Annotated in this window: 19 protein-coding genes and 1 rRNA gene; 11 read left to right on the forward strand and 9 right to left on the reverse strand. The window is 73.7% G+C overall.

What is annotated here, in order from left to right:
- A 5S ribosomal RNA gene (gene rrf, locus ABGB11_RS30125) occupies window positions 1-103 on the forward strand; the annotation flags it as partial.
- 114 nt (window positions 104-217) lie between these two features.
- Here the strand turns inward: rrf and ABGB11_RS30130 are convergent.
- Both ABGB11_RS30130 and ABGB11_RS30135 read right to left on the reverse strand, forming a co-directional pair.
- The gene (locus ABGB11_RS30130; RefSeq protein ID WP_347638270.1) at window positions 218-718 is read right to left on the reverse strand and encodes a tetratricopeptide repeat protein; all 501 of its coding nucleotides are present in this window, start codon (window positions 716-718) and stop codon (window positions 218-220) included.
- Window positions 719-901: 183 nt separating this feature from the next.
- Complete coding sequence (locus ABGB11_RS30135) at window positions 902-2,134, reverse strand: MFS transporter (protein ID WP_347638272.1); 1,233 nt, start codon at window positions 2,132-2,134, stop codon at window positions 902-904.
- A 63-nt stretch (window positions 2,135-2,197) separates the two neighbouring features.
- On the opposite strand from ABGB11_RS30135, the gene ABGB11_RS30140 reads away from it, so the two are divergent.
- Window positions 2,198-2,785, forward strand: coding sequence for a TetR/AcrR family transcriptional regulator (locus ABGB11_RS30140; RefSeq protein ID WP_347638274.1), 588 nt, complete (start codon window positions 2,198-2,200; stop codon window positions 2,783-2,785).
- A gap of 69 nt (window positions 2,786-2,854) precedes the next feature.
- Here ABGB11_RS30140 and ABGB11_RS30145 read toward each other — a convergent pair whose 3' ends face one another.
- Window positions 2,855-3,295: a hypothetical protein gene (locus ABGB11_RS30145; protein ID WP_347638276.1), complete on the reverse strand. Its 441-nt coding sequence runs from the start codon at window positions 3,293-3,295 to the stop codon at window positions 2,855-2,857.
- 64 nt (window positions 3,296-3,359) lie between these two features.
- Between ABGB11_RS30145 and ABGB11_RS30150 the strand changes: the two genes are divergently transcribed.
- The 6 genes from ABGB11_RS30150 (at window position 3,360) to ABGB11_RS30175 (ending at window position 10,857) form a co-directional block, all read left to right on the forward strand.
- Window positions 3,360-3,986, forward strand: coding sequence for a LysE family translocator (locus ABGB11_RS30150; protein WP_347638278.1), 627 nt, complete (start codon window positions 3,360-3,362; stop codon window positions 3,984-3,986).
- 57 nt (window positions 3,987-4,043) lie between these two features.
- Window positions 4,044-5,345, forward strand: a complete 1,302-nt coding sequence (gene murA, locus ABGB11_RS30155) for a UDP-N-acetylglucosamine 1-carboxyvinyltransferase (protein ID WP_347638280.1) — start codon at window positions 4,044-4,046, stop codon at window positions 5,343-5,345.
- Window positions 5,346-5,426: 81 nt separating this feature from the next.
- On the forward strand, window positions 5,427-6,581 hold the full coding sequence (locus ABGB11_RS30160; protein WP_347638282.1) for a cytochrome P450: 1,155 nt from the start codon (window positions 5,427-5,429) through the stop codon (window positions 6,579-6,581).
- 49 nt (window positions 6,582-6,630) lie between these two features.
- On the forward strand, window positions 6,631-7,488 hold the full coding sequence (locus ABGB11_RS30165; protein ID WP_347638284.1) for a hypothetical protein: 858 nt from the start codon (window positions 6,631-6,633) through the stop codon (window positions 7,486-7,488).
- An 87-nt stretch (window positions 7,489-7,575) separates the two neighbouring features.
- The gene (locus tag ABGB11_RS30170) at window positions 7,576-9,177 is read left to right on the forward strand and encodes a long-chain-fatty-acid--CoA ligase (RefSeq protein WP_347638286.1); all 1,602 of its coding nucleotides are present in this window, start codon (window positions 7,576-7,578) and stop codon (window positions 9,175-9,177) included.
- A 105-nt stretch (window positions 9,178-9,282) separates the two neighbouring features.
- Window positions 9,283-10,857 (forward strand): FAD-dependent monooxygenase, encoded by a 1,575-nt coding sequence (locus ABGB11_RS30175; RefSeq protein ID WP_347638288.1) that lies wholly within the window; start codon window positions 9,283-9,285, stop codon window positions 10,855-10,857.
- 85 nt (window positions 10,858-10,942) lie between these two features.
- Here ABGB11_RS30175 and ABGB11_RS30180 read toward each other — a convergent pair whose 3' ends face one another.
- Entirely contained in the window at window positions 10,943-11,350 is a 408-nt protein-coding gene (locus ABGB11_RS30180; RefSeq protein WP_347638290.1) for a DUF2795 domain-containing protein, read from the reverse strand.
- A gap of 98 nt (window positions 11,351-11,448) precedes the next feature.
- Between ABGB11_RS30180 and ABGB11_RS30185 the strand changes: the two genes are divergently transcribed.
- Window positions 11,449-11,790 carry a hypothetical protein gene (locus ABGB11_RS30185; protein WP_347638292.1) on the forward strand — a complete coding sequence of 114 codons (342 nt, stop codon included), beginning with the start codon at window positions 11,449-11,451 and terminating at the stop codon, window positions 11,788-11,790.
- 19 nt (window positions 11,791-11,809) lie between these two features.
- Here ABGB11_RS30185 and ABGB11_RS30190 read toward each other — a convergent pair whose 3' ends face one another.
- Window positions 11,810-13,213 (reverse strand): cytochrome, encoded by a 1,404-nt coding sequence (locus ABGB11_RS30190; protein ID WP_347638294.1) that lies wholly within the window; start codon window positions 13,211-13,213, stop codon window positions 11,810-11,812.
- Between the two features lie 141 nt (window positions 13,214-13,354).
- Here ABGB11_RS30190 and ABGB11_RS30195 point away from each other — a divergent pair, with 141 nt between their 5' ends.
- Window positions 13,355-13,543: a DUF5302 domain-containing protein gene (locus ABGB11_RS30195; RefSeq protein WP_347638296.1), complete on the forward strand. Its 189-nt coding sequence runs from the start codon at window positions 13,355-13,357 to the stop codon at window positions 13,541-13,543.
- A 61-nt stretch (window positions 13,544-13,604) separates the two neighbouring features.
- On the opposite strand, the gene ABGB11_RS30200 is transcribed toward ABGB11_RS30195, so the two are convergent.
- The 3 genes from ABGB11_RS30200 to ABGB11_RS30210 all read right to left on the reverse strand — a co-directional run bounded on the left by ABGB11_RS30200 (window position 13,605) and on the right by ABGB11_RS30210 (window position 16,333).
- Window positions 13,605-14,243, reverse strand: coding sequence for a pyridoxamine 5'-phosphate oxidase family protein (locus ABGB11_RS30200; protein WP_347638298.1), 639 nt, complete (start codon window positions 14,241-14,243; stop codon window positions 13,605-13,607).
- A gap of 77 nt (window positions 14,244-14,320) precedes the next feature.
- Window positions 14,321-15,289 (reverse strand): MBL fold metallo-hydrolase, encoded by a 969-nt coding sequence (locus ABGB11_RS30205; RefSeq protein WP_347638300.1) that lies wholly within the window; start codon window positions 15,287-15,289, stop codon window positions 14,321-14,323.
- A gap of 153 nt (window positions 15,290-15,442) precedes the next feature.
- Window positions 15,443-16,333 (reverse strand): hypothetical protein, encoded by an 891-nt coding sequence (locus tag ABGB11_RS30210; RefSeq protein ID WP_347638302.1) that lies wholly within the window; start codon window positions 16,331-16,333, stop codon window positions 15,443-15,445.
- 107 nt (window positions 16,334-16,440) lie between these two features.
- On the opposite strand from ABGB11_RS30210, the gene ABGB11_RS30215 reads away from it, so the two are divergent.
- A complete protein-coding gene (locus ABGB11_RS30215) occupies window positions 16,441-16,653 on the forward strand; it encodes a DUF5988 family protein (RefSeq protein ID WP_347638304.1) in 213 nt (70 codons plus the stop codon).
- On the opposite strand, the gene ABGB11_RS30220 is transcribed toward ABGB11_RS30215, so the two are convergent.
- Entirely contained in the window at window positions 16,650-17,978 is a 1,329-nt protein-coding gene (locus tag ABGB11_RS30220; protein ID WP_347638306.1) for a M20/M25/M40 family metallo-hydrolase, read from the reverse strand. The two genes, ABGB11_RS30215 and ABGB11_RS30220, sit on opposite strands and share 4 nt — an antisense overlap.
- Window positions 17,979-18,146: the final 168 nt, after the last annotated feature.

The raw sequence follows: 18,146 nt of genomic DNA on the forward strand, positions 1-18,146 counted from the left end.
CGAGGGGGAAACACCCGGTCCCATTCCGAACCCGGAAGTTAAGCCTCTCAGCGCCGATGGTACTGCATGGGAGACTGTGTGGGAGAGTAGGACACCGCCGGACTCATATTGCAGGAAGGCCCCGCCGATTTCCGGCGGGGCCTTTCTCATTTCACCATGCCGATCCTGGCTGTCGGATGCCGTGGAACGGTGCCAGCAGTGTCGAGTGAGCCAGGAGCTACCCGGCGGGGCTTTCCTCCAGCAGAGCCTCGGCGTAGGCGGCGAGCGAGCGGTTGTACCGGGGGAGGTGGCGGGAGAGGGCGCGCAAGGTTAGCGACACCGCTTCTCTCTCGCGTCCGGCATCGGTGAGTGCGAGTGCGAGAAACGCGATCACGGCGTCATCGAGGTCGTCCGACACGGCGTCGCGTGCGGTGGTCAGCAACGCGATGCTCTCCTCGGCCCGGCCGAGATTTCGAAGGGTGCTGGCGTACTGGATCGTCCCCTCGCGGCGACGCTTCCCGGCCAGTCCGGCCTCGAACGCCCTCTGGTAGTGGACGGCGGCCTCCGCCTCGTTGCCGATCGAGTCATGGGCCGACGCGATCTCGTACTCGGCGACCGCGTCGCCGGGCGGAAGCTCGCCGGCCAGTTCCTCGACCTTGGCGAGGAAGGCCGCCGACTCGTGGTCGTCGAAGGAGGCCCAGAGATCGGCGATCCGCCGCTCCCAATCCGAGGTGATCATGGGGTCGAGGATAGGGCCCGAGGTCACCGTCGCGGGGGCGGGCCCCGTTCCGGGGCAGCGGCGCAACGGTTGTGCAACCTCCGACCGTGCAGAATTGGTCCGCTCGATACTGGTCGGGATCATGGTCGCGCCGGTGCCAACCCACACATCTTGCACCGGCGCGGCCACCGTCCCGGCGAGGAGTCAGGTGCGCGCCTCGCAGCGGACGCGTTCGGCGAGTCCCCCCGCGGCGACAGGAGCGGGGGCGTTGCGCTCCGCCAAGCCGAACAGGGCCAGGGCCAGCAGGGCGCAGGCTCCGGCCCCGACGGGCAGCGCCCCGGCGCCGAGGATGCCGAGCAGCCATCCGCCGAGGCCCGCACCGAGCGAGGCTCCGACGTAGACGGCGCTGCTGCTGAGCGCCAGAGCCTGCGGGCCGCTCTCAGGTCCGGCGAACGCCAGGACGCGCGCCTGGACCGGCGGCGGAACCGACCAGGCCGCCGCCGACCACACCAGCAGCAACGGCACGACGAACGCCAGATGCGCCGGACGCAGCGACCAGACCAGCGCCAGCCCCGCCATCGCCGCGGTGAAGACGGCGGCTGCCAGGGCGAACGTTCTCGCCGGGCCGAAGCGGTCGACCAGCGTGCCGCTGAACCGCCCCCCGATGATTCCCGCGACGCCCGTCAGCACAAGGAGCCCGCCCAGCCCGGACGACGAGATACCCGCCATCCCGTCCAGGAGGGGCGCGAGGTACGTCTGGATCATCAGGTTGCCGAGCACGGCCGCGACGGCGGCGCACAGCACGAACAGCACGGCCGGACGTCCCAGCGGTCGGAGCCGTTCACCCAGGCCGGCCGGGGGCGGCGGCGCGACGTCTGGCACAGCGATGCGCAGGAAGGCCAGGGAGACGAGACCGAGCAGGCCGCCCGTCACGAACGTCGCCCGCCAGCCGAAGGCCGCGCCGACCCAGGTTCCGAGCGGGACGCCGACGACGATGGCGCCCGTCAGCCCGGCCATGACCGTCGCCAGGTCGCGGCCCTGCCGGCCCGGCGGGGAGAGGGCGGCGGTGACCGCGAACACGGTCGGCAGCACGACGGCGGCGGCGAGGGCGGCGACGACCCGCAGGGCCATCAGCGCCGGATAGGACGTGGCGAGCGGCACGGCGAGGTTGGCGGCGCTGAACACCAGCATCCCGCCGGCGAGCAGGTGCCGCCGCGACCACGACGCCGTGACCACCGCCGCCACGGGGGCGCACACGGCACAGACGACGGAGAAGACGGTCACCAGCTGCCCGGCCGCGGCCTCACTGACCGAGAGGCCGGTCGCGATGGACGGCAGCACGCCCACGATCACGAAGTCGTCGGTCTGGAGAGTGAACGCGGTCAGGGTGAGGGCGACGAGCCACAGCCCGCTGGACGGGCGCCGGAAGGTGAGCATGGCGGTTAAGGTAACACGTGTTACCTTATAGGCTGAACATTCCGACGTGAAGGAGGGCAGGGAGTGGCCAGGCCGCGCGACCCGCGTCGCCGCATCGAGATCCTCGACGCGGTGCTCGACCATCTTGCCGAGCACGGGATGTCCGGCCTGTCGATGCGCCCGATCGCCCAGGCCCTGGGCCAGAGCACGCGCGTTTTGACCCACCACTTCGCCGACAAGGACGCGCTGCTCGCCGCGCTGCTGAAGCGCCTGGACGAGATCCAGCACGAGCGGCTCCAGGCGACGGAAGGCTGGGACGACACGGACCGGGGGATCGGAGCGATCATCCGCGCCTCCTGGGACCGCCACCTGGCGCCGGAGAACATCGCGCACACCCGGCTCGTCCTCGAGATCGAAGGACTCGCCGCCGCCGGACGTCTAGGCGACAAGGTTCCGAGATTCCTGGCGGAACGCGCGGAGTTCGTCGCGGGCGCCTTGACCGCCCGCGGACTCGATCCCGCCCAGGCGCGCATCAAGGCGACCTTCCTCAACAGCGCCTACGCAGGCCTGCAGACCGACTTCCTCACCACCGGGGACCGGGAACGAACCGAGACCGCGCTCGCCGAACTCTGCGCGCTCGCCGACTCGTGGACGGAGACGGCCGCAGTCTGAGCGGTCGGCACGGATCGCGATCGCCTGAGCGCCGAACCGTCACAGGACGGTCCAGCCGGTGTCCCTTGATCACGGAAACGCGTGCTCGCTCCGTGCCCGAACCGGCGCCTGTAGGCCGCATTCAGCCCGCCGTTGGAACAGCGTGGCGGTGAGGAGGCGGCTCCGGTGGAGGCGCTCCAGGCCCTCGGAGACGTCCGGCCAGGCACGGAGGCGGTGCCAGGCCCGCACCAGGTGCTCCCGGTCGGCGTCGGTGAGCGCGTCGAGCCCGTGGGCGGGCAGCACCTCGTCCAGCATGAGGCGGTGCAAGGCGTCCAGCGGGCCCCACGGCAGGTCTCCGGCGACGACCCGTCCGAGCGTGGGGCGGTAGCGGCGCCGCCAGCTCTCGGCGACGGCCGTCCAGTCGGCGTGGAGGCCGGCACGTTCACCGACCTCGGCCAGCTCGGCCGCCACGCTCGACCGCCAGTCGGTCAACGTCCCGAACACATCGAACACCGCCGCGTCAACGTTCATGGCAGCCACATCGAGCACGCCCGCCGGAGGAGCGAACCGTAAGGAGCGTCGATAGGATTCGATCATGGCCACCGCCGTGCTCGCGTTCGCCCTCGCCGCGATGATCGTCAATGTCATGCCCGGCCTGGACACGTTGCTCGTGCTCAGGACGTCCATCGTGCAGGGGCGGCGCAGCGGGCTCGCGGCGGCGCTCGGCATCCTGACCGGGTGCGGCGTCTGGGGGCTCGCGACGGCGGTCGGGCTGACCGCCTTGCTGACCGCCTCGCAGGTGGCGTACGACGTGGTGCGCGTGTGCGGCGCCGCGTACCTGGTCTGGCTGGGCACGACGGCGCTGTGGCGCGCGCGGAGGAAGTCCGGCGGGGGCGCCGCGCCGGAACCCGCCGTGGCCGCGACCGGCTTCGCGGCCTTCCGGGCCGGGGTGGGGACGAACCTACTGAACCCGAAGGCCGGCGTGTTCTACATGAGCCTCGTCCCGCAGTTCATGCCGCACGGGGCGCCGGTGTTCGGCACGACCATCCTGTTCACCGCGATCGACCTGGTCGAGCTGGCGGTCTGGTTCTGGCTCGTCTCGGGGGCGGCGGCCGCGCTGGGGGACAGGCTCCGGCGGCCGTCCTTCCGGCGGCGCATGGAACAGGTCAGCGGCGTGGCGTTCATCGGCTTCGCGGCGAACCTCCTGGCGGACCGTCCCTGATCCGCAGCCCGCGGGGAATGCCGGAACCGGACTCGCCGGACGCCGTAGGCTGCTCGGATGACTGACAAGTTGTGGCGCATCGAGCCGTCGGGGCCGCTTCGCGGGGACGTCACCGTGCGGGGGGCGAAGAACGCGGTCAGCAAGCACATGGTCGCGGCGATGCTGGGGGACGGGCCGAGCACCATCGGCAACGCGCCCGACGTCGGCGAGGTCGGCATCACCGCGGGCATGCTGGAGCATGTCGGGATGACCGTGGAGCGGTCCGGCGGGGACGTGACGGTCGTGCCGGGGCCGGTGACGGACCCGAGCGTCGGCAAGGCGTTCACCGGGCTGAACCGCATCCCGATCCTGATGCTCGGCCCGCTGCTGCACCAGGCGGGCGAGGCGTTCGTCCCGCTGGTCGGCGGCGACCCGATCGGGCGGCGGCCGGTCGATTTCCACGTCGAGGCGCTGCGGGCGTTCGGCGCCGAGGTGTCGCACGCGGCGGACGGGATCCACGCGCACGCGACACGGCTCGTGGGCACGCGGATCGACCTGCCCTACCCGAGCGTCGGCGCCACGGAGACGGTGCTGCTGGCCGCCGTGCGGGCCGAGGGGAAGACCGTCATCCGGAACGCCGCGACGGAGCCGGAGATCATCGAGCTGGCGCTGTTCCTCCAGCGGATGGGCGCGCGGATCTCCTTCGCGCCCGACCGGCGGATCGTCGTCGAGGGCGTCGAGCGGCTGAGCGGCGCGCAGACGCGGCTGGACGGCGACCGGATCGAGGCGTTCTCCTACCTGGTGGCCGGGCTCGTGACCGGGGGAGAGGTCCGGGTGCACGGGTGCCCGCAGGACCGTCTCGTCACCGCGATCACCACGCTCACCAGGATGGGCGCCGAGTTCGAGATCACCGACGACTGGATCATGGCGTCCGCGCCGGACGGGCTGAGCCCCGCCGCGGTGCAGACCGACACGCACCCGGGGTTCGCGACGGACTGGCAGACCCCGCTGATGGTGCTGTTCACCCAGGCGGACGGCATGTCGGTGCTGCACGAGACCGTCTACGAGAACCGGCTCGCCTACGTTCCGGCGCTGCAGGGCATGGGCGCGGAGATCGAGGTGTACGACACCTGCCTCGGCGGGCCCGCCTGCCGGTACCACGACACGGCGGCGCTGCACTCGGCCGTGGTGCGCGGCGTGACGAAACTGCGCGGCGGGGACGTCACCATGCCCGACATCCGGGCCGGGTTCTCGGCGGTGCTGGCGGCGGCGGTCGCGGAGGGCCCCTCCACGCTGCGCGGCGTCCACCACATCGAACGCGGCTACCACCGCCCGGTCGAGCAGTTCCGGGCACTGGGGCTCTCGCTGCAGGCCGACTAGCGAGGCGGCCAGGCTCGGCCGGGCGATTCCCACGCGCCACTCCGTTCCCTACCGTGGTGATCAACCGCCGAAGGGACGATCGTGGAGTTCGACCGGACCGACCCCTACCCGTTCTACGCACGGGCCCGCGAGACGGAAGGGCTGACCTACGTCCCCGAGCTGGAAGCCTGGCTCGTCGCCCGGCATACCGACGCGCGGGCGGTCCTGCGCGATCCGGAGACGTTCTCGTCTGCGAACGCGCTGCGGCCCGAGGTGCTGCCGGCGCCGGAGGCCCTCGCCGTCCTGCGGTCGGTGCCGGAGGGCCGTCCCGTCGTGGTCACCGCGGACGGCGACGACCACCGGCGGGTGCGCGAGCCCCTGACCCGCGGGCTGTCGCCGAAACGGGTCGCCGAGACCGTGCCGTTCATCACCGCGCGGGCTCAGGAGCTGGTGGCCTCCTTCGCCGGCGACCACCGGGTCGAGCTGATGGGACGGTACGCGCGCGTCCTGCCGGGCGAGGTGATCGGCCACCTGCTGGGCATCGACCCGGCCGACGTCCCGGCCCTGATCGAGGGAAGCTATCGCGCCGACGACCTGGTCTTCCGGCCGATGAAGACCGCGGAGCAGGTGGCCGCCGCCCGGTCGGTCGCCGGCATGAAGCGGACGCTGGACGCCCACGTGCGGAGCCGCGAGCCGCGCGACGATCTGTGCGACGAGATGGTCCGCGCCATCGAGCCGCACGACACGCTGCTGTCGAACCTGCAGAACATCCTGCTGGCCGGGCACCTGACGACGACGGCGCTCATCGGCACGGCCGTCCTGCATCTGCTGCGGAACCGGGAGCAGTGGGAGCTGCTGTGCGAGCGGCCCGACCTGGTCCCGGCGGCCGTCGAGGAGACCGCCCGGCACGATGCCGCGGTCCAGGGGTTCCGCCGCGTCACCACCCGGCCGGTGACGGTCGCGGGCACCGAGCTCCCCGCGGGCGCGGAACTCTTCGTCGCCTTCGCCGCGGCCGGGCGCGACCCGCGGGCCCACGAGCGCCCCGACGAGTTCGACATCACCCGGACGCCCGCACGGCACATGGCGTTCGGGCACGGCGTCCATGCCTGCCCGGGCGCGCAGCTCGCCCGCGAGCAGGTGAGGATCACGCTGGAGACGCTGACCCGGGAGCTCCCGGGACTCCGCCTCGCGGAGCCGGTGAGGATGAGCCGGAGCCTGATCCACCGGTCGCCCGAGGAGCTGGTCCTTACCTGGTGATGGCCGGAACCTACAAGACGGGTGCCCGGGCGGCGGCCACGCTGGAGTCATGAACCTGACGAAGGCATCCGCATTCATGGCCACGCACGCGCGTCCCCTCGACCGGCGGCGGTTCGAGCTGCTGACCGGCGAGGGCGACCGGGACGCGCTGCTCGCCGCGCTCAACGCCTACCGCAACCCCGACGGCGGCTACGGCCACGGCCTCGAACCCGACCTCCGGTCGCGCACCAGCCAGCCCGGCCCGGCGCTGCACGCGTTCGAGGTCTTCGAGGAGCTGGGGCCGGCCACGGCGCCGGAGGCGGTCGCGCTCTGCGACTGGCTGGACTCGGTGGCGCTGCCGGACGGCGGCCTGCCGTTCGGGCTGCACGTCCCCGACCCGGCCGGGTGCGCGCCGTTCTGGGCCGGCGCCGACCCGACGGTGTCCTCGCTGCAGATCACGGCGGTCGTGGCGGCGACGGCGCAGCGCGTCGCCGTCCACGACAAGGCCGTCGCCTCGCACCCGTGGCTCGAACGCGCCACCCGCTACTGCCTCGACGCCCTGCGCGCGAAGGACGAGCTGCACGCCCTGGAACTGGCATTCGCGCTGTGGCTGGCCGACGCCGTCGAGGACATCGAGGCCATCGACCTGCTGGGACGGCACATCCCCGAGAACGGCCTCGTCCACGTCCAGGGGGGGCAGGAGGACGAGATGATGCGGCCGCTCGACTTCGCCCCCTACCCCGGGCGCCCGGTCCGGAGGCTGTTCAACGACGACCTCGTGGCCGCCGAGCTGCGGCGCCTCGACGAGGAGCAGCAGGACGACGGCGGGTGGCGCGTCGACTTCGCCTCCTACTCGCCCGCCGCCGAACTGGAATGGCGCGGCTACGCCACGGTCAAGGCCGTCTCGATCCTGACCCGCAACCCCTGAGCCCGCCGCGGGACCCGTGCGATCCTGGGGGCGCAGGCGACATCCGCTGGGGGCCGGAGCCTCCAGCAGACGGCACCGGAGGCTCCCATGGACAACGGCCCGGGCTACACGGCGCTCACCCCGCTGGCGTTCCTGCGGCGGTCGGCGGAGGTGTTCCCCGGCAAGACCGCGTACGTCCACGGGGACCGCCGCACCACGTACGCGGACTTCGCCGCCGAGGCGACCCGGCTGGCCTCCGCGCTGCGCGCCTCCGGGATCGGCCCCGGGGACCGGGTCGCCTACCTGGCGCCGAACATCCCGGAACTGCTCGTCGCGCACTTCGGCGTGCCGCTCGCCGGAGCCGTCCTCGTCGCGATCAACACCCGGCTCGCCCCCGAGGAGATCCGCTACATCCTCGACCACTCGGGAGCGAAGGCGCTGGTGATGGACGCGGCGCTGCACCCGTCCGTGGCGCCGCTCGCCGGCGGCCTGCCGCAGGTGGTGACCATCCCGGCCGCCGGCGCCGACCCCGACCCGGCGGTCGGCGGCATCGGCTACGGGGAGCTGACGGCGCGCGGCTCGGACGGCCCGCTCTCCTGGGACGTCGACGACGAGAACGCCGCCATCTCGATCAACTACACGTCCGGGACCACGGGACGTCCCAAGGGCGTCATCTACACGCACCGCGGCGCCTACCTCAACGCGCTCGGCGAGGTCGTGCACTCGCGGCACACGCCCGAGAGCGTCTACCTGTGGACGCTGCCGATGTTCCACTGCAACGGCTGGTGCACGCCGTGGGCGCTCGCCGCGATCGGCGGGAGGCAGGTGTGCCTGCGCGCGGTCGTTGCGGGCGAGGTGTGGCGGCTCATCGACACCGAGGGCGTGACGCACCTGAACGGCGCCCCGACCGTCCTGGTGACGATCGCGAACGCGGCGGAGGCACATCCGCTGGAGCGGGGGCTGACCGTCACGACGGCGGGCGCGCCGCCCAGCCCGACGATCATCGGGCAGATGGAGGCCCTCGGCGCGAGCATCGTGCACGTGTACGGGCTCACGGAGACCTACGGGCCGTACTCGGTGTGCGACCCGCAGCCGGGGTGGCCGGAGCTGGCCGCCGGCGACCGGGCCCGCCTGCTGGCCCGGCAGGGCGTCGGCATGATCCAGACGGACGGGCTGCGCGTCGTCGACGACGACATGAACGACGTCCCCGCCGACGGCGCGACGCTCGGCGAGATCGTCATGCGCGGCAACAACGTCATGAAGGGCTACTACCGGGACGAGGAGGCCACCGCGCGCGCCTTCCGCGGCGGCTGGTTCCACTCAGGCGACCTCGGCGTCCTCCACCCCGACGGGTACGTCGAGCTGCGCGACCGGTCCAAGGACATCATCATCTCCGGCGGCGAGAACATCTCCACGGTCGAGGTCGAGCGGGCGATCGACTCGCATCCGGCCGTGCTGGAGGTCGCCGTCGTCGCGGTCCCCGACGAGAGATGGGGCGAGCGTCCGAAGGCGTTCGTCGTGCTCCGCGACGGGCACGCCGTCACCGGGACCGAGCTGGTCGAGCACGTCCGCAAGAGCCTCGCCCGGTTCAAGGCGCCCGACGCCGTGGAGTTCGTCCCCGAGCTGCCGAAGACGTCCACCGGTAAGATCCAGAAGTTCCAGCTCCGCGAGCGGGAGTGGGCGGGCCGCGACCGCCGCGTCCAGGGCTGAGACCCCCGGCGCGACAGGGCCTCCGGCGAGGTGATGGCCGGCGGTTCGTGGGAAGTGTTCCCTGCGCGACGGCCGAGCGCCGGCCGCCGAGCGAGAGGGGATCGGATGCCCACCGGGAGGCCCGCCGGAAGACCGGACGGGGACGTGCTGATCGTGGGGGCGGGCCCGACCGGCCTCCTGCTGGCCGGCGACCTGGCCGCGGCCGGGATCGCCTGCACGGTGCTGGAGCGCCGCGAGCAGCAGGCGAGCAACCTGACCCGGGCGTTCGCCGTGCACGCCCGCACCCTGGAGATGCTGGACGCCCGCGGCGTCGCGGAGGAGCTGGTCGGGACGGGCGAGCGCGTCGCGCAGCTGCGGCTGCTCGGCGCGACCGGCCTCGACCTGTCGCGGCTCCCGGGGCGCTTCCCGTACGTCCTGGTCACACCGCAGTACGAGACGGAGCGCGTCCTCACGGAGCGGGCGCTGGCCGCCGGCGCGGAGATCGTGTACGGGGCCGAGGCCACCGGGCTCCGCCAGGACGCGGCCGGCGTCGACATCGACGTCCGGGCCGCGGACGGGACGACCCGGACCCGGCGCGCCGCCTACGTCGTCGGCGCCGACGGGGTCCGCAGCACGGTGCGGCGGGCGCTCGGGCTGCCGTTCCCCGGCCGGGCGGTGGTGCGGTCGGTGATGCTCGCGGACGTCCGGCTGGACGAGGCGCCCGCCGACGTCCTGACCGTCGGCGCGACCGGGGACGCGTTCGCGTTCCTCGCCCCGTTCGGCGACGGCTGGTACCGGGTGATCGCGTGGAACCGCCGGCACCAGGCGCCCGACTCCGCGCCCGTCGACATGGACGAGCTGCGGGAGGTGGCGCGCCGCGCGCTCGGCACCGACCTCGGCATGCGCGACCCCCGCTGGACGTCGCGGTTCCACAGCGATGAGCGGCAGGTCCCGCGGTACCGGGTGGGCCGGGTGTTCCTCGCCGGGGACGCCGCGCACGTCCACTCCCCGGCGGGCGGGCAGGGCATGAACACCGGGATCCAGGACGCGGCGAACCTCGGATGGAAGCTCGCGGCCGGACTACAGGGGTGGGCGCCGTCGTGGCTGCTCGACAGCTACCACGAGGAGCGGTATCCGGTCGGCCGGCTGGTTCTGCGGGGCAGCGGCCTGCTGCTGCGGTTCGCGCTGGCCGAGCCGCTGTGGCTGCGGACGGCGCGCGGCGCGGCGGCCTGGGCGGCGACCCATACCCGGCCCGTCGCCCGGCGGATGGCCGGCGCGGTCTCCGGCATCGACATCGCCTACCCGGCCCCGCGCGGTTCCCACCGCCTCGCCGGCAGGCGGGCCCCGGACGTCCCGCTGGCGGGCGAGCCGGGACGGCTCTACCGGCTGCTCGGCGACGGGCGGTTCGTCCTGGTCGTCGCGGCGAACGACCCGGCCGTCACCTACCTGGCGACCCGGCGGTGGGCCGGGCGCGTGCACTGCGTGACGGCGGGCGGCGCGACCCGGACGACGGCGCTGGTCCGCCCGGACGGGTACGTGGCGTGGGCGACCGACGAGACGGCGCCGGACCGGCGGGCCGCGGCGATCAGGGACGCGCTGGAGCACTGGTGCGGGCGGCCCGCCGACCGTCCCGCCCACGACCCGCGCCCGGCCGAGAGCGTCCCGGGCGACGACCTGCCCCGGGACGGGGGGACTCGTTGACCGGGCGCGGCATCCGGCTGCCGGCACGGCAGCGGGATCTGGCCGCCGCCGGCCAGATCCCGCTGCTCCGCGCACGCGCGGCCGGTCAGTAGCGCCGCTCCTCCCTGCCGTAGCCGAGCTCCTCGGCCACGTCGGCGACGTTCTCGTACTCGCGCCTCGGGAGTCCGCGCAACCGCTCGATCAGCTCGCCGGACGCGTCGGCCTCGGCCGCGTGCCGGACCAGCTCGTTCTGGCGGGCCGGGTAGCGGACGCCGGTGAGCATCCGCGCGAGCGCGCTGCGGGACTCGACGTCCTGCGCGCTCATGCCGGGCGGGGACCCCTCCCGCTCGTCGGCGGCGGCCGTGTCCGGGTCGGCGGGCGGATCGTCGGAGAAGGGTTCGGTCTCCTTGAACTCCTCGGCGTGCGTGGGATGCCCGCCGCTGACCATGCCCCGGGTCTCGCGGCCGATCTCCTCGTCCAGCTTCGCGCCGTGCTTGTCGCTCTTGTCTGGCATCGTGCGTCCTCCCTGCGCGCGTACCCGTCGATCGTTCCCGGGCGGGCGGGCCCAAACATGCGGGCGATCCCGCGGCGGAGGCGGGTACGGTGTGGCGCATGCTGCCGGAGGAGGGCGTGAACGCCGTCAGGGTCGTGGTCGCGCTGCTCGTCCGGGGCGACTACGAGGAGCTGGAGACGCTGACCGAGGGACGCCGGCTCAGCGCGTCCGACATGGCCGCCGCCCTCGCCGGGCACGACCTGGTCAGCCCGCCGGAGGAGGCCTTCCGGCAGCTGGAGGTGACCGGCGCCGATCAGGTGTCCGCCGCCGAGCGCGCCTTCCACGTGACCTTCCCGCTCTGGACGGCGCGGGAGGGCCTCTCCGCGCTGAGGCTGCGCCTCACCGTCACCGAGATCATGGCCGGCGTGTGGGCCGCGGACCTGGACGGCATCGGCCCCTGACGCCGGCGCGGGTGGCCGGTCAGGACTGCGGGATGCGCATCAGCTTCAGCACGCGCCGCACCAGCGAGTTCGGCTCGGCCCCGGCCGGCGGGTCCGGCTCGGTGTCCTCCTCCGGCTCGGCGGGGGCGGGGGCGGGGCGCGGCGGCCCCCCGGCCAGCTCGTAGGTGACCGGCAGGGACCGCAGCCCGCGCATGATCGGCGACGACCGCCACGGGAGCTGGTCGGCGGGCAGCGCGAGCCGTAGCGTGGCGAACCGGTCGAACAGCCGCTCCACCGCGATGGTGGTGATCGTGGTGGCGAGGTCGCGGCCGAGGCAGGCGTGCGGCCCGGCGCCCCACGCCAGGTGCGCGCGCGAGCTGTAGATCGAGTCGGGCGTGGTGGACCCGGTGAACGCCGGGTCCAGGTGCGCGGCGGCGGGCGACACCATGACCGGGTCGCCGGCCGCGATCTGGAACCGGCCGAGGCGCACGTCCGTCCTGGCCCAGCGGAACGCCAGGTTCGCCATCGGCGGGTTGGCCGCCGACGCGCGGTTGATCGCCTCCTGGAGCAGGCCGGCCGACAGGCTGTCGCGGGCGCCGGTGTCGCCGATGAGCACCTCGGTGATGGTGTTGCAGATCAGCGTCCCGGTCACGTCGCCGACGAGGCCGGTCATCATGGCCATCTCGGCGGTCAGCTCCTCGGCCGTCAGGTCCGGCACGGCGGCCAGCATCGCGGACGGCAGGTCGTGCCCCGGCGCGGCCATCCGCGCCGCGCACAGGTCCGCGACGCGGGCGTTCCGCCGCTCGGACGCCTCCTGCGCGTCCGGGCCCGCGTCCATCACCCGCCACAGGTCGATGATCAGCTCGTCGCCGCTGTCCGCCCCGGAGCCGAGCAGCCGCCCGATGACCATCAGCGGCAGGGGCCGCGCGTACTGCGCCGACAGGTCCGCCCAGCCGGACGGGCCGCCGTTCTCCGACAGCACCGTGATCAGCTCGTCGGCGTACCGCCGGACGGCCTGCTCCAGCGCCTTCGCCTCGGGCCGCGTCCGGTCCTGGAACGGTCGCAGGCCCTCGCTCCAGGCGCTGCGCAGCCGGGTGGACTCGGCGCCGTCGCGGAACCCGCAGTTGTCCGACCCGACGACCGGCAGCATCGGCCAGTCCGCGGGGACCTGGCCGTCCCGGTAGGCGCGCCAGGAACCGATCCGCCTGCTCCAGATGCCGCGCGTGTCGCGCAGGATGTCGAGCGTCTGCGCGTACCCGATGACCAGCCAGGCCGGGACGCCGAGGACGTCCACCGGCGCGACGGGCCCGTACTCCGCGCGGAGCCGCTCGTAGAACACCGCGGGCCGGGCCTCGTAGTCGCGGTTCAGGAGCGGCTGGACGGCCAGCGACTCCAGCGGCGGATGGGCGGGGAGGGGTTCTGCGTGGGGTGTCTGCGGATCCACGTGCACAGACCCTAGGAGAGATCATTCGCCTGCGGCCGGTTTATGCTGGAATCTCCCACGATGATCTTGTGGGGGCACGAGTCCGCGGCCCACGCGGGGTATGTGACGCTAGGTGTGCCCGAACGAGAGCTGGAGGTCCGCATGGCCGACTCGGCAGGAGAGCCCGACCAGGGCGAGGACGACGTGAAGCGCAGGTTCCGGGAGGCCCTGGAGCGCAAGCGCGGAGCGGCGGGCAAGAACGCCGGTGCCGGCGGCAGGAACGGCTCGAAGGTGCGCGGCACCCACGACCGGGCCGATCACCAACGCCAGTTCCGCCGCAAGAGCGGCTGACGGGGACGAAGCGCCCCTGACTCCGCTGTGACCGACGGCCCCCGCGTGGAACGCGCGGGGGTCAGCCCTTGTACAGCAGTTTGGAGTAGTTCGCCTCGGTGTAGTGCTGTTCGAGCCGGTCCAGCGATTCCTCGGTGTACTGGACGTCCTTGACGATGCGGGCGTGCGACGGCAGCGCCTCCGGCTCCCACGAGTCGGGCTTCCACAACTTCGAGCGCATCAGCGCCTTCGCGCAGTGGAAGAAGATCTGCTCGATCTCCACGACCAGCGCGAGCGCGGGGCGGTGCCCCTTGACGACCATCGCGTCGAAGAACGGCGCGTCGCGGACGAGCGTGGCCCGGCCGTTGATCCGCAGCGTCTCCCCGCGCCCCGGGATGAGGAAGATCAGCCCGACGTGCGGGTTGCCGAGCACGTTGAGGAACCCGTCGGCGCGGCGGTTCCCCGGACGGTCCGGGATCGCGATCGTCGTGTCGTCGATGACGTGGACGAAACCGGGCGGGTCGCCCTTGGGGGAGACGTCGCAGTTGCCGTCGGCGTCGCTGGTGGAGATGAGGCAGAACGGGGAGTTGGCGAGCCACTCCCGGTCCCAGTCGTGCAGCGTGACGCGCTCCTTGTCGATCGCGCGCCGCATCGGCGCGCCGAGAAGCTCGCGCAGCTCCTGCGCTGACGTGATCGCAGTGAACTCGGGGGCGACCGTCATCGCGCCGCTCCTTCCACCCCGGGGGGAACCGGCGATCATCGTAACCCGGGCGTGACCGGGCGCCCGGCGGCGGGGGGTCAGCGCCGGACGGCGTAACTGCGGACCCCGCCCGCCTCGTGTGCCTCCAGCACGCCCTGGTCCGTGAGCACGTCCAGGTGCGCGTCGATCTCCAGGACGGCCAGCATCCTGCTGAACGCGTCCAGGTCGCCGAGGCTGCGCCGGCGGCGCGTCCACGGCATGGCGGCCGCCACCTCGAACGCCGTGCCGCGGCCGGCGCGGACCTGCGCCGCCGCGATCTCCAGCCGCTCGGCGTGGTGCTCCAGCAGCTGGTCGACCCGGGTGTGCACGCTCGGCGTCACCGGGCCGTGCGCCGGCAGCAGCAGCGTGTCGGGCATCCCGCGGACCAGCCGCAGCGACTCCAGGTAGCTGCGCAGCGGCTTCGGCTCGGGCTCGGTCTCCAGCCCGATGGACGGCGTGATGTGGGGCAGGATGTGGTCGCCCGCGAACAGCAGCCCGGCCCCGGCGTCCCGCAGGACGATGTGCCCGCGGGTGTGCCCCGGCGTCGCGAAGACGTCCAGGCCCCGTCCGGTCAGCGCGAGCCGCTGGCCGTCGTCCAGCCACGAGTCCGGCATCGTGTGCGGGACGTCGCGCTCGGACCCGTCCACGGGCCTGCCCGCGATCTCGTCGGCGAGCTCGTGCGCGCCGCACCGGCGGAGCAGCTCCACCTGCCGGGGGTGCAGCCCGAGCCGCCGGTCGAACGCCTCGATCGACGGCCGCTCGCCGCGCCCGATCCGCACCCGCGTCCCGAAGGACTCGCGCAGGGCGAGGGCCTGCGAGTAGTGGTCCCAGTGGGCGTGGGTGACGAGGAACTGCGCCACGTCGTCCAGCCGGTGGCCGAGCGTGGCGAGGGCGCCTTCGAGCGCGGCGCGCGAGTCGGGCATGGCCCAGCCCGAGTCCACGACGACGAGGCCCTCGGGGTCCTCGATGACGTACACGTTGACGGCGTGCAGCGACGGGATCGGCAGCTCCAGGGGGACCCGGTGCACACCCGGCGCCACCTGGTGAGCGCCCGGTTCGGTCCAGTCAGTCGGCTGTTCCACGACCGGTGCCGTCACCGCACGCCCCCTCTGAAATCGAATCACGTTCGAGAACGAAGGTACTTCATCCCGTCCGGCCGCTTGACCGGCAGGGTGCCGAGGTCAGCCGTGGCGTGCGTCACGGTCGGCGGCCCGCCGGGTGTCCGCGGCGGCCCTGCGCGCCTCCCGCGCCGCCTCCTCGGCGCGGGTCCGGTTCTGCTCGGCGCGCGCGGCCCGCCGGGACGCGGCGTCCCGCTCGGCGATCGCCCGGTCCAGCTCGTGCCGGAGGCGGCCCACCTCCGCGGACGCCTCCTCGACCTCGCGCCGGGCGGCGTCGGCGCGCTCTTCCCGCTCGGCCAGCTTCTGCTCGGCCTGCTCGGCGCGCTTGCGCAGCGTCTCGGCCCTCTTCGCCCGCGCGGCGCTCGTCCGCGTGATGTTCGACCGCGCCCGCTCGGGCTCCTTCTTCTCCTTGGGGCGCCGTTCGGGCTTCTTCTCGGGCTTCGGTTCGGGACGCTCCTTCTCCTCCGCCGGCGCCATCGGGAACCCGGCCGGGACGAAGCCGGTGTGGCTGCGCGGCTGCGGGAGCCGTCCCGCGCGCACCTCCTCGGCGACGTCGGCGTCCACCGTGGCGGCCTGGAGGGTGTCCTCCACCTCGCGGACGGCCTGCTCCCGCAGCGGGCCGCCCGCCTCGGCCGCGAGATCGGCGGCGCGGCGCACCAGCGCGCGGACCAGCCCGGCCCGGCGCTGCTCCAGGTCTCCGAGGCCGCGGCCGGAGGCCCAGGCCGCGCGCATCTCCTCGCCGACGTCCAGCAGGTCGCCGAGCTCGCCGGAGGCCGAGCGCGCCAGCAGGTTTACCGCCCAGGCCGACAGCGTCGGCCGCCGCAGCCCCCCGATCCGCTTCGCGAGCGCCGCGTCGCCGTCCGCCTTCGCCTCCTGGGCCAGGCGCTTGCGCCTGTCCACGAACTCGGCGGGCGGGACGCCGTAGAGCTCGTCGGCCGCGCTGGAGAAGTCCACGCCTGGTCTCTACCCGCCCGGCGTCCCGGTGATCTCGGACGCGGTGATAGGGCGATACGTCCCCGCGGAGCATTGGCGGAACGTTCCCGGCATGTGACCATCCGCTCATGGACACCTCGTTGAAGGCCTTCCTGGAAGGCGGCCCCGCGGACCTTCCGCACCGGATCGTCGGGATCACCCCGCCCGGCGCCGAGCTGAGGCTCCCCTTCCGCGGCGGATACGAGCACTTCAGGGCGACGTCCCGGCACCGGGACACCCCGGAGGGCAGGCTCCCGGTGTTCCGCTGGTCCGGGCGCACCAGCGCCCCCGGCCCCCTCTAGCGGGTGTCGAGGAACCGGTCCAGCACGCGGGTGCCGAAGGCCAGCCCGTCCAGCGGCACCCGCTCGTCCACACCGTGGAACATCCCGAAGTAGTCGAGCTCCGGCCCGAGCCGCAGGGGCGCGAACCCGAAGCTCGTGATGCCGATCCGGTGAAACGACTTGGCGTCGGTGCCGCCCGCCATCACGTACGGGACGGGACGGGCGAGCGGGTCCTCGGCGCGGAGCGACCCGGCGAGCGCCGCGAACGTCGGGCCCGCCGGGTCGGCCGCCGGGGCCTCCTCGTAGTTGATGAACTCGCGGGTGACCTTCGGGCCGAGCAGCCGGTCGACCGTGGTGAGGAACTCCTCGCCCGTGCCGGGCAGGTAGCGGCCGTCGACCTGCGCGGTCGCCGTGCCGGGCACGACGTTGACCTTGTAGCCGGCGTCCAGCCGGGTCGGGTTCGCCGAGTTGCGGATCGTCCCGGCGAACAGGAGCCCGGCGCGGCCGAGCCGCGCGGCCTCATCGTCGAGGCGGTCGTGGTCGATGGTGGTGCCGAGCGCGTCCGCGAGCCCGTCCAGCAGCGCCCGCACGCCCGGCGTCAGCCGGACGGGCCACTCGTGGGCGGCCAGCCGCGACACCGCGTGCGCGAGTTCGGCGACCGCGTTGTCGGGTGCCGGCTTGGAGCCGTGCCCGGCGGTGCCGCGCGCGGTCAGCTTCATCCAGGTTGTGCCGCGCTCGCCGGTCGCGATCGGGTAGACGCGCGCGCCGCCCGCGTCCACGCTGAACCCGCCGGACTCGCTGATCGCCTCCGTGCACCCCTCGAAGAACTCCCGGTGCTCGCGCGCCACGTACCGGGAGCCGTAGTCGCCGGTGCACTCCTCGTCGGCCAGGAACGCCAGGACCAGGTCGCCGCGGGTGCGCCGGCCCTCCCGCATCCGCCGCCGGACGGCCGCGAGCGTCATCGCGAGGCTGCCCTTCATGTCGACGGCGCCACGCCCCCATACACACCCGTCGCGGACCTCGCCGGAGAACGGCGGGACGGTCCAGTCCGCCGCGTCGGCGGGGACCACGTCCAGATGGCCGTGGATCAGGAATGCGGGGTGGGACGGGTCGGTCCCGGCGACGCGGGCGAGCACGCTCGCGCGGCCGGGCGCCGACTCCACGATCTCGGCCGCCACGCCGGCCTCGTCCAGCAGCGCGGCGACGTGCTCGGCGGCCGGCCGCTCCGGGTGCGCCACGCCCTCCCCGCGGTTCGTGGTGTCGAACCGGATCAGGTCGGCGCAGATCGCCGCCGCCTCGGCCCCCGCCAGGTCCGCCGCCTCGTCCGCCCTCGCGCGCAGCTCCACCCCATCAGCCCCTTCCGCAACGAACCTTCATTTTGCTCTCGCGCTGACCTGTGTCAATGAATGATCAAAAACGTCTCGATCCGGTTTCGACTCCGTCAGCGGCGTACCCAAACCGTCAACCTTGGGACGACGCTGCCAGCAATCTAGGTGGCGGCGGGCGGTCGAGCC

Source organism: Actinomadura sp. B10D3 (genome assembly GCF_039871695.1).
GTDB lineage: Bacteria > Actinomycetota > Actinomycetes > Streptosporangiales > Streptosporangiaceae > Spirillospora > Spirillospora madurae.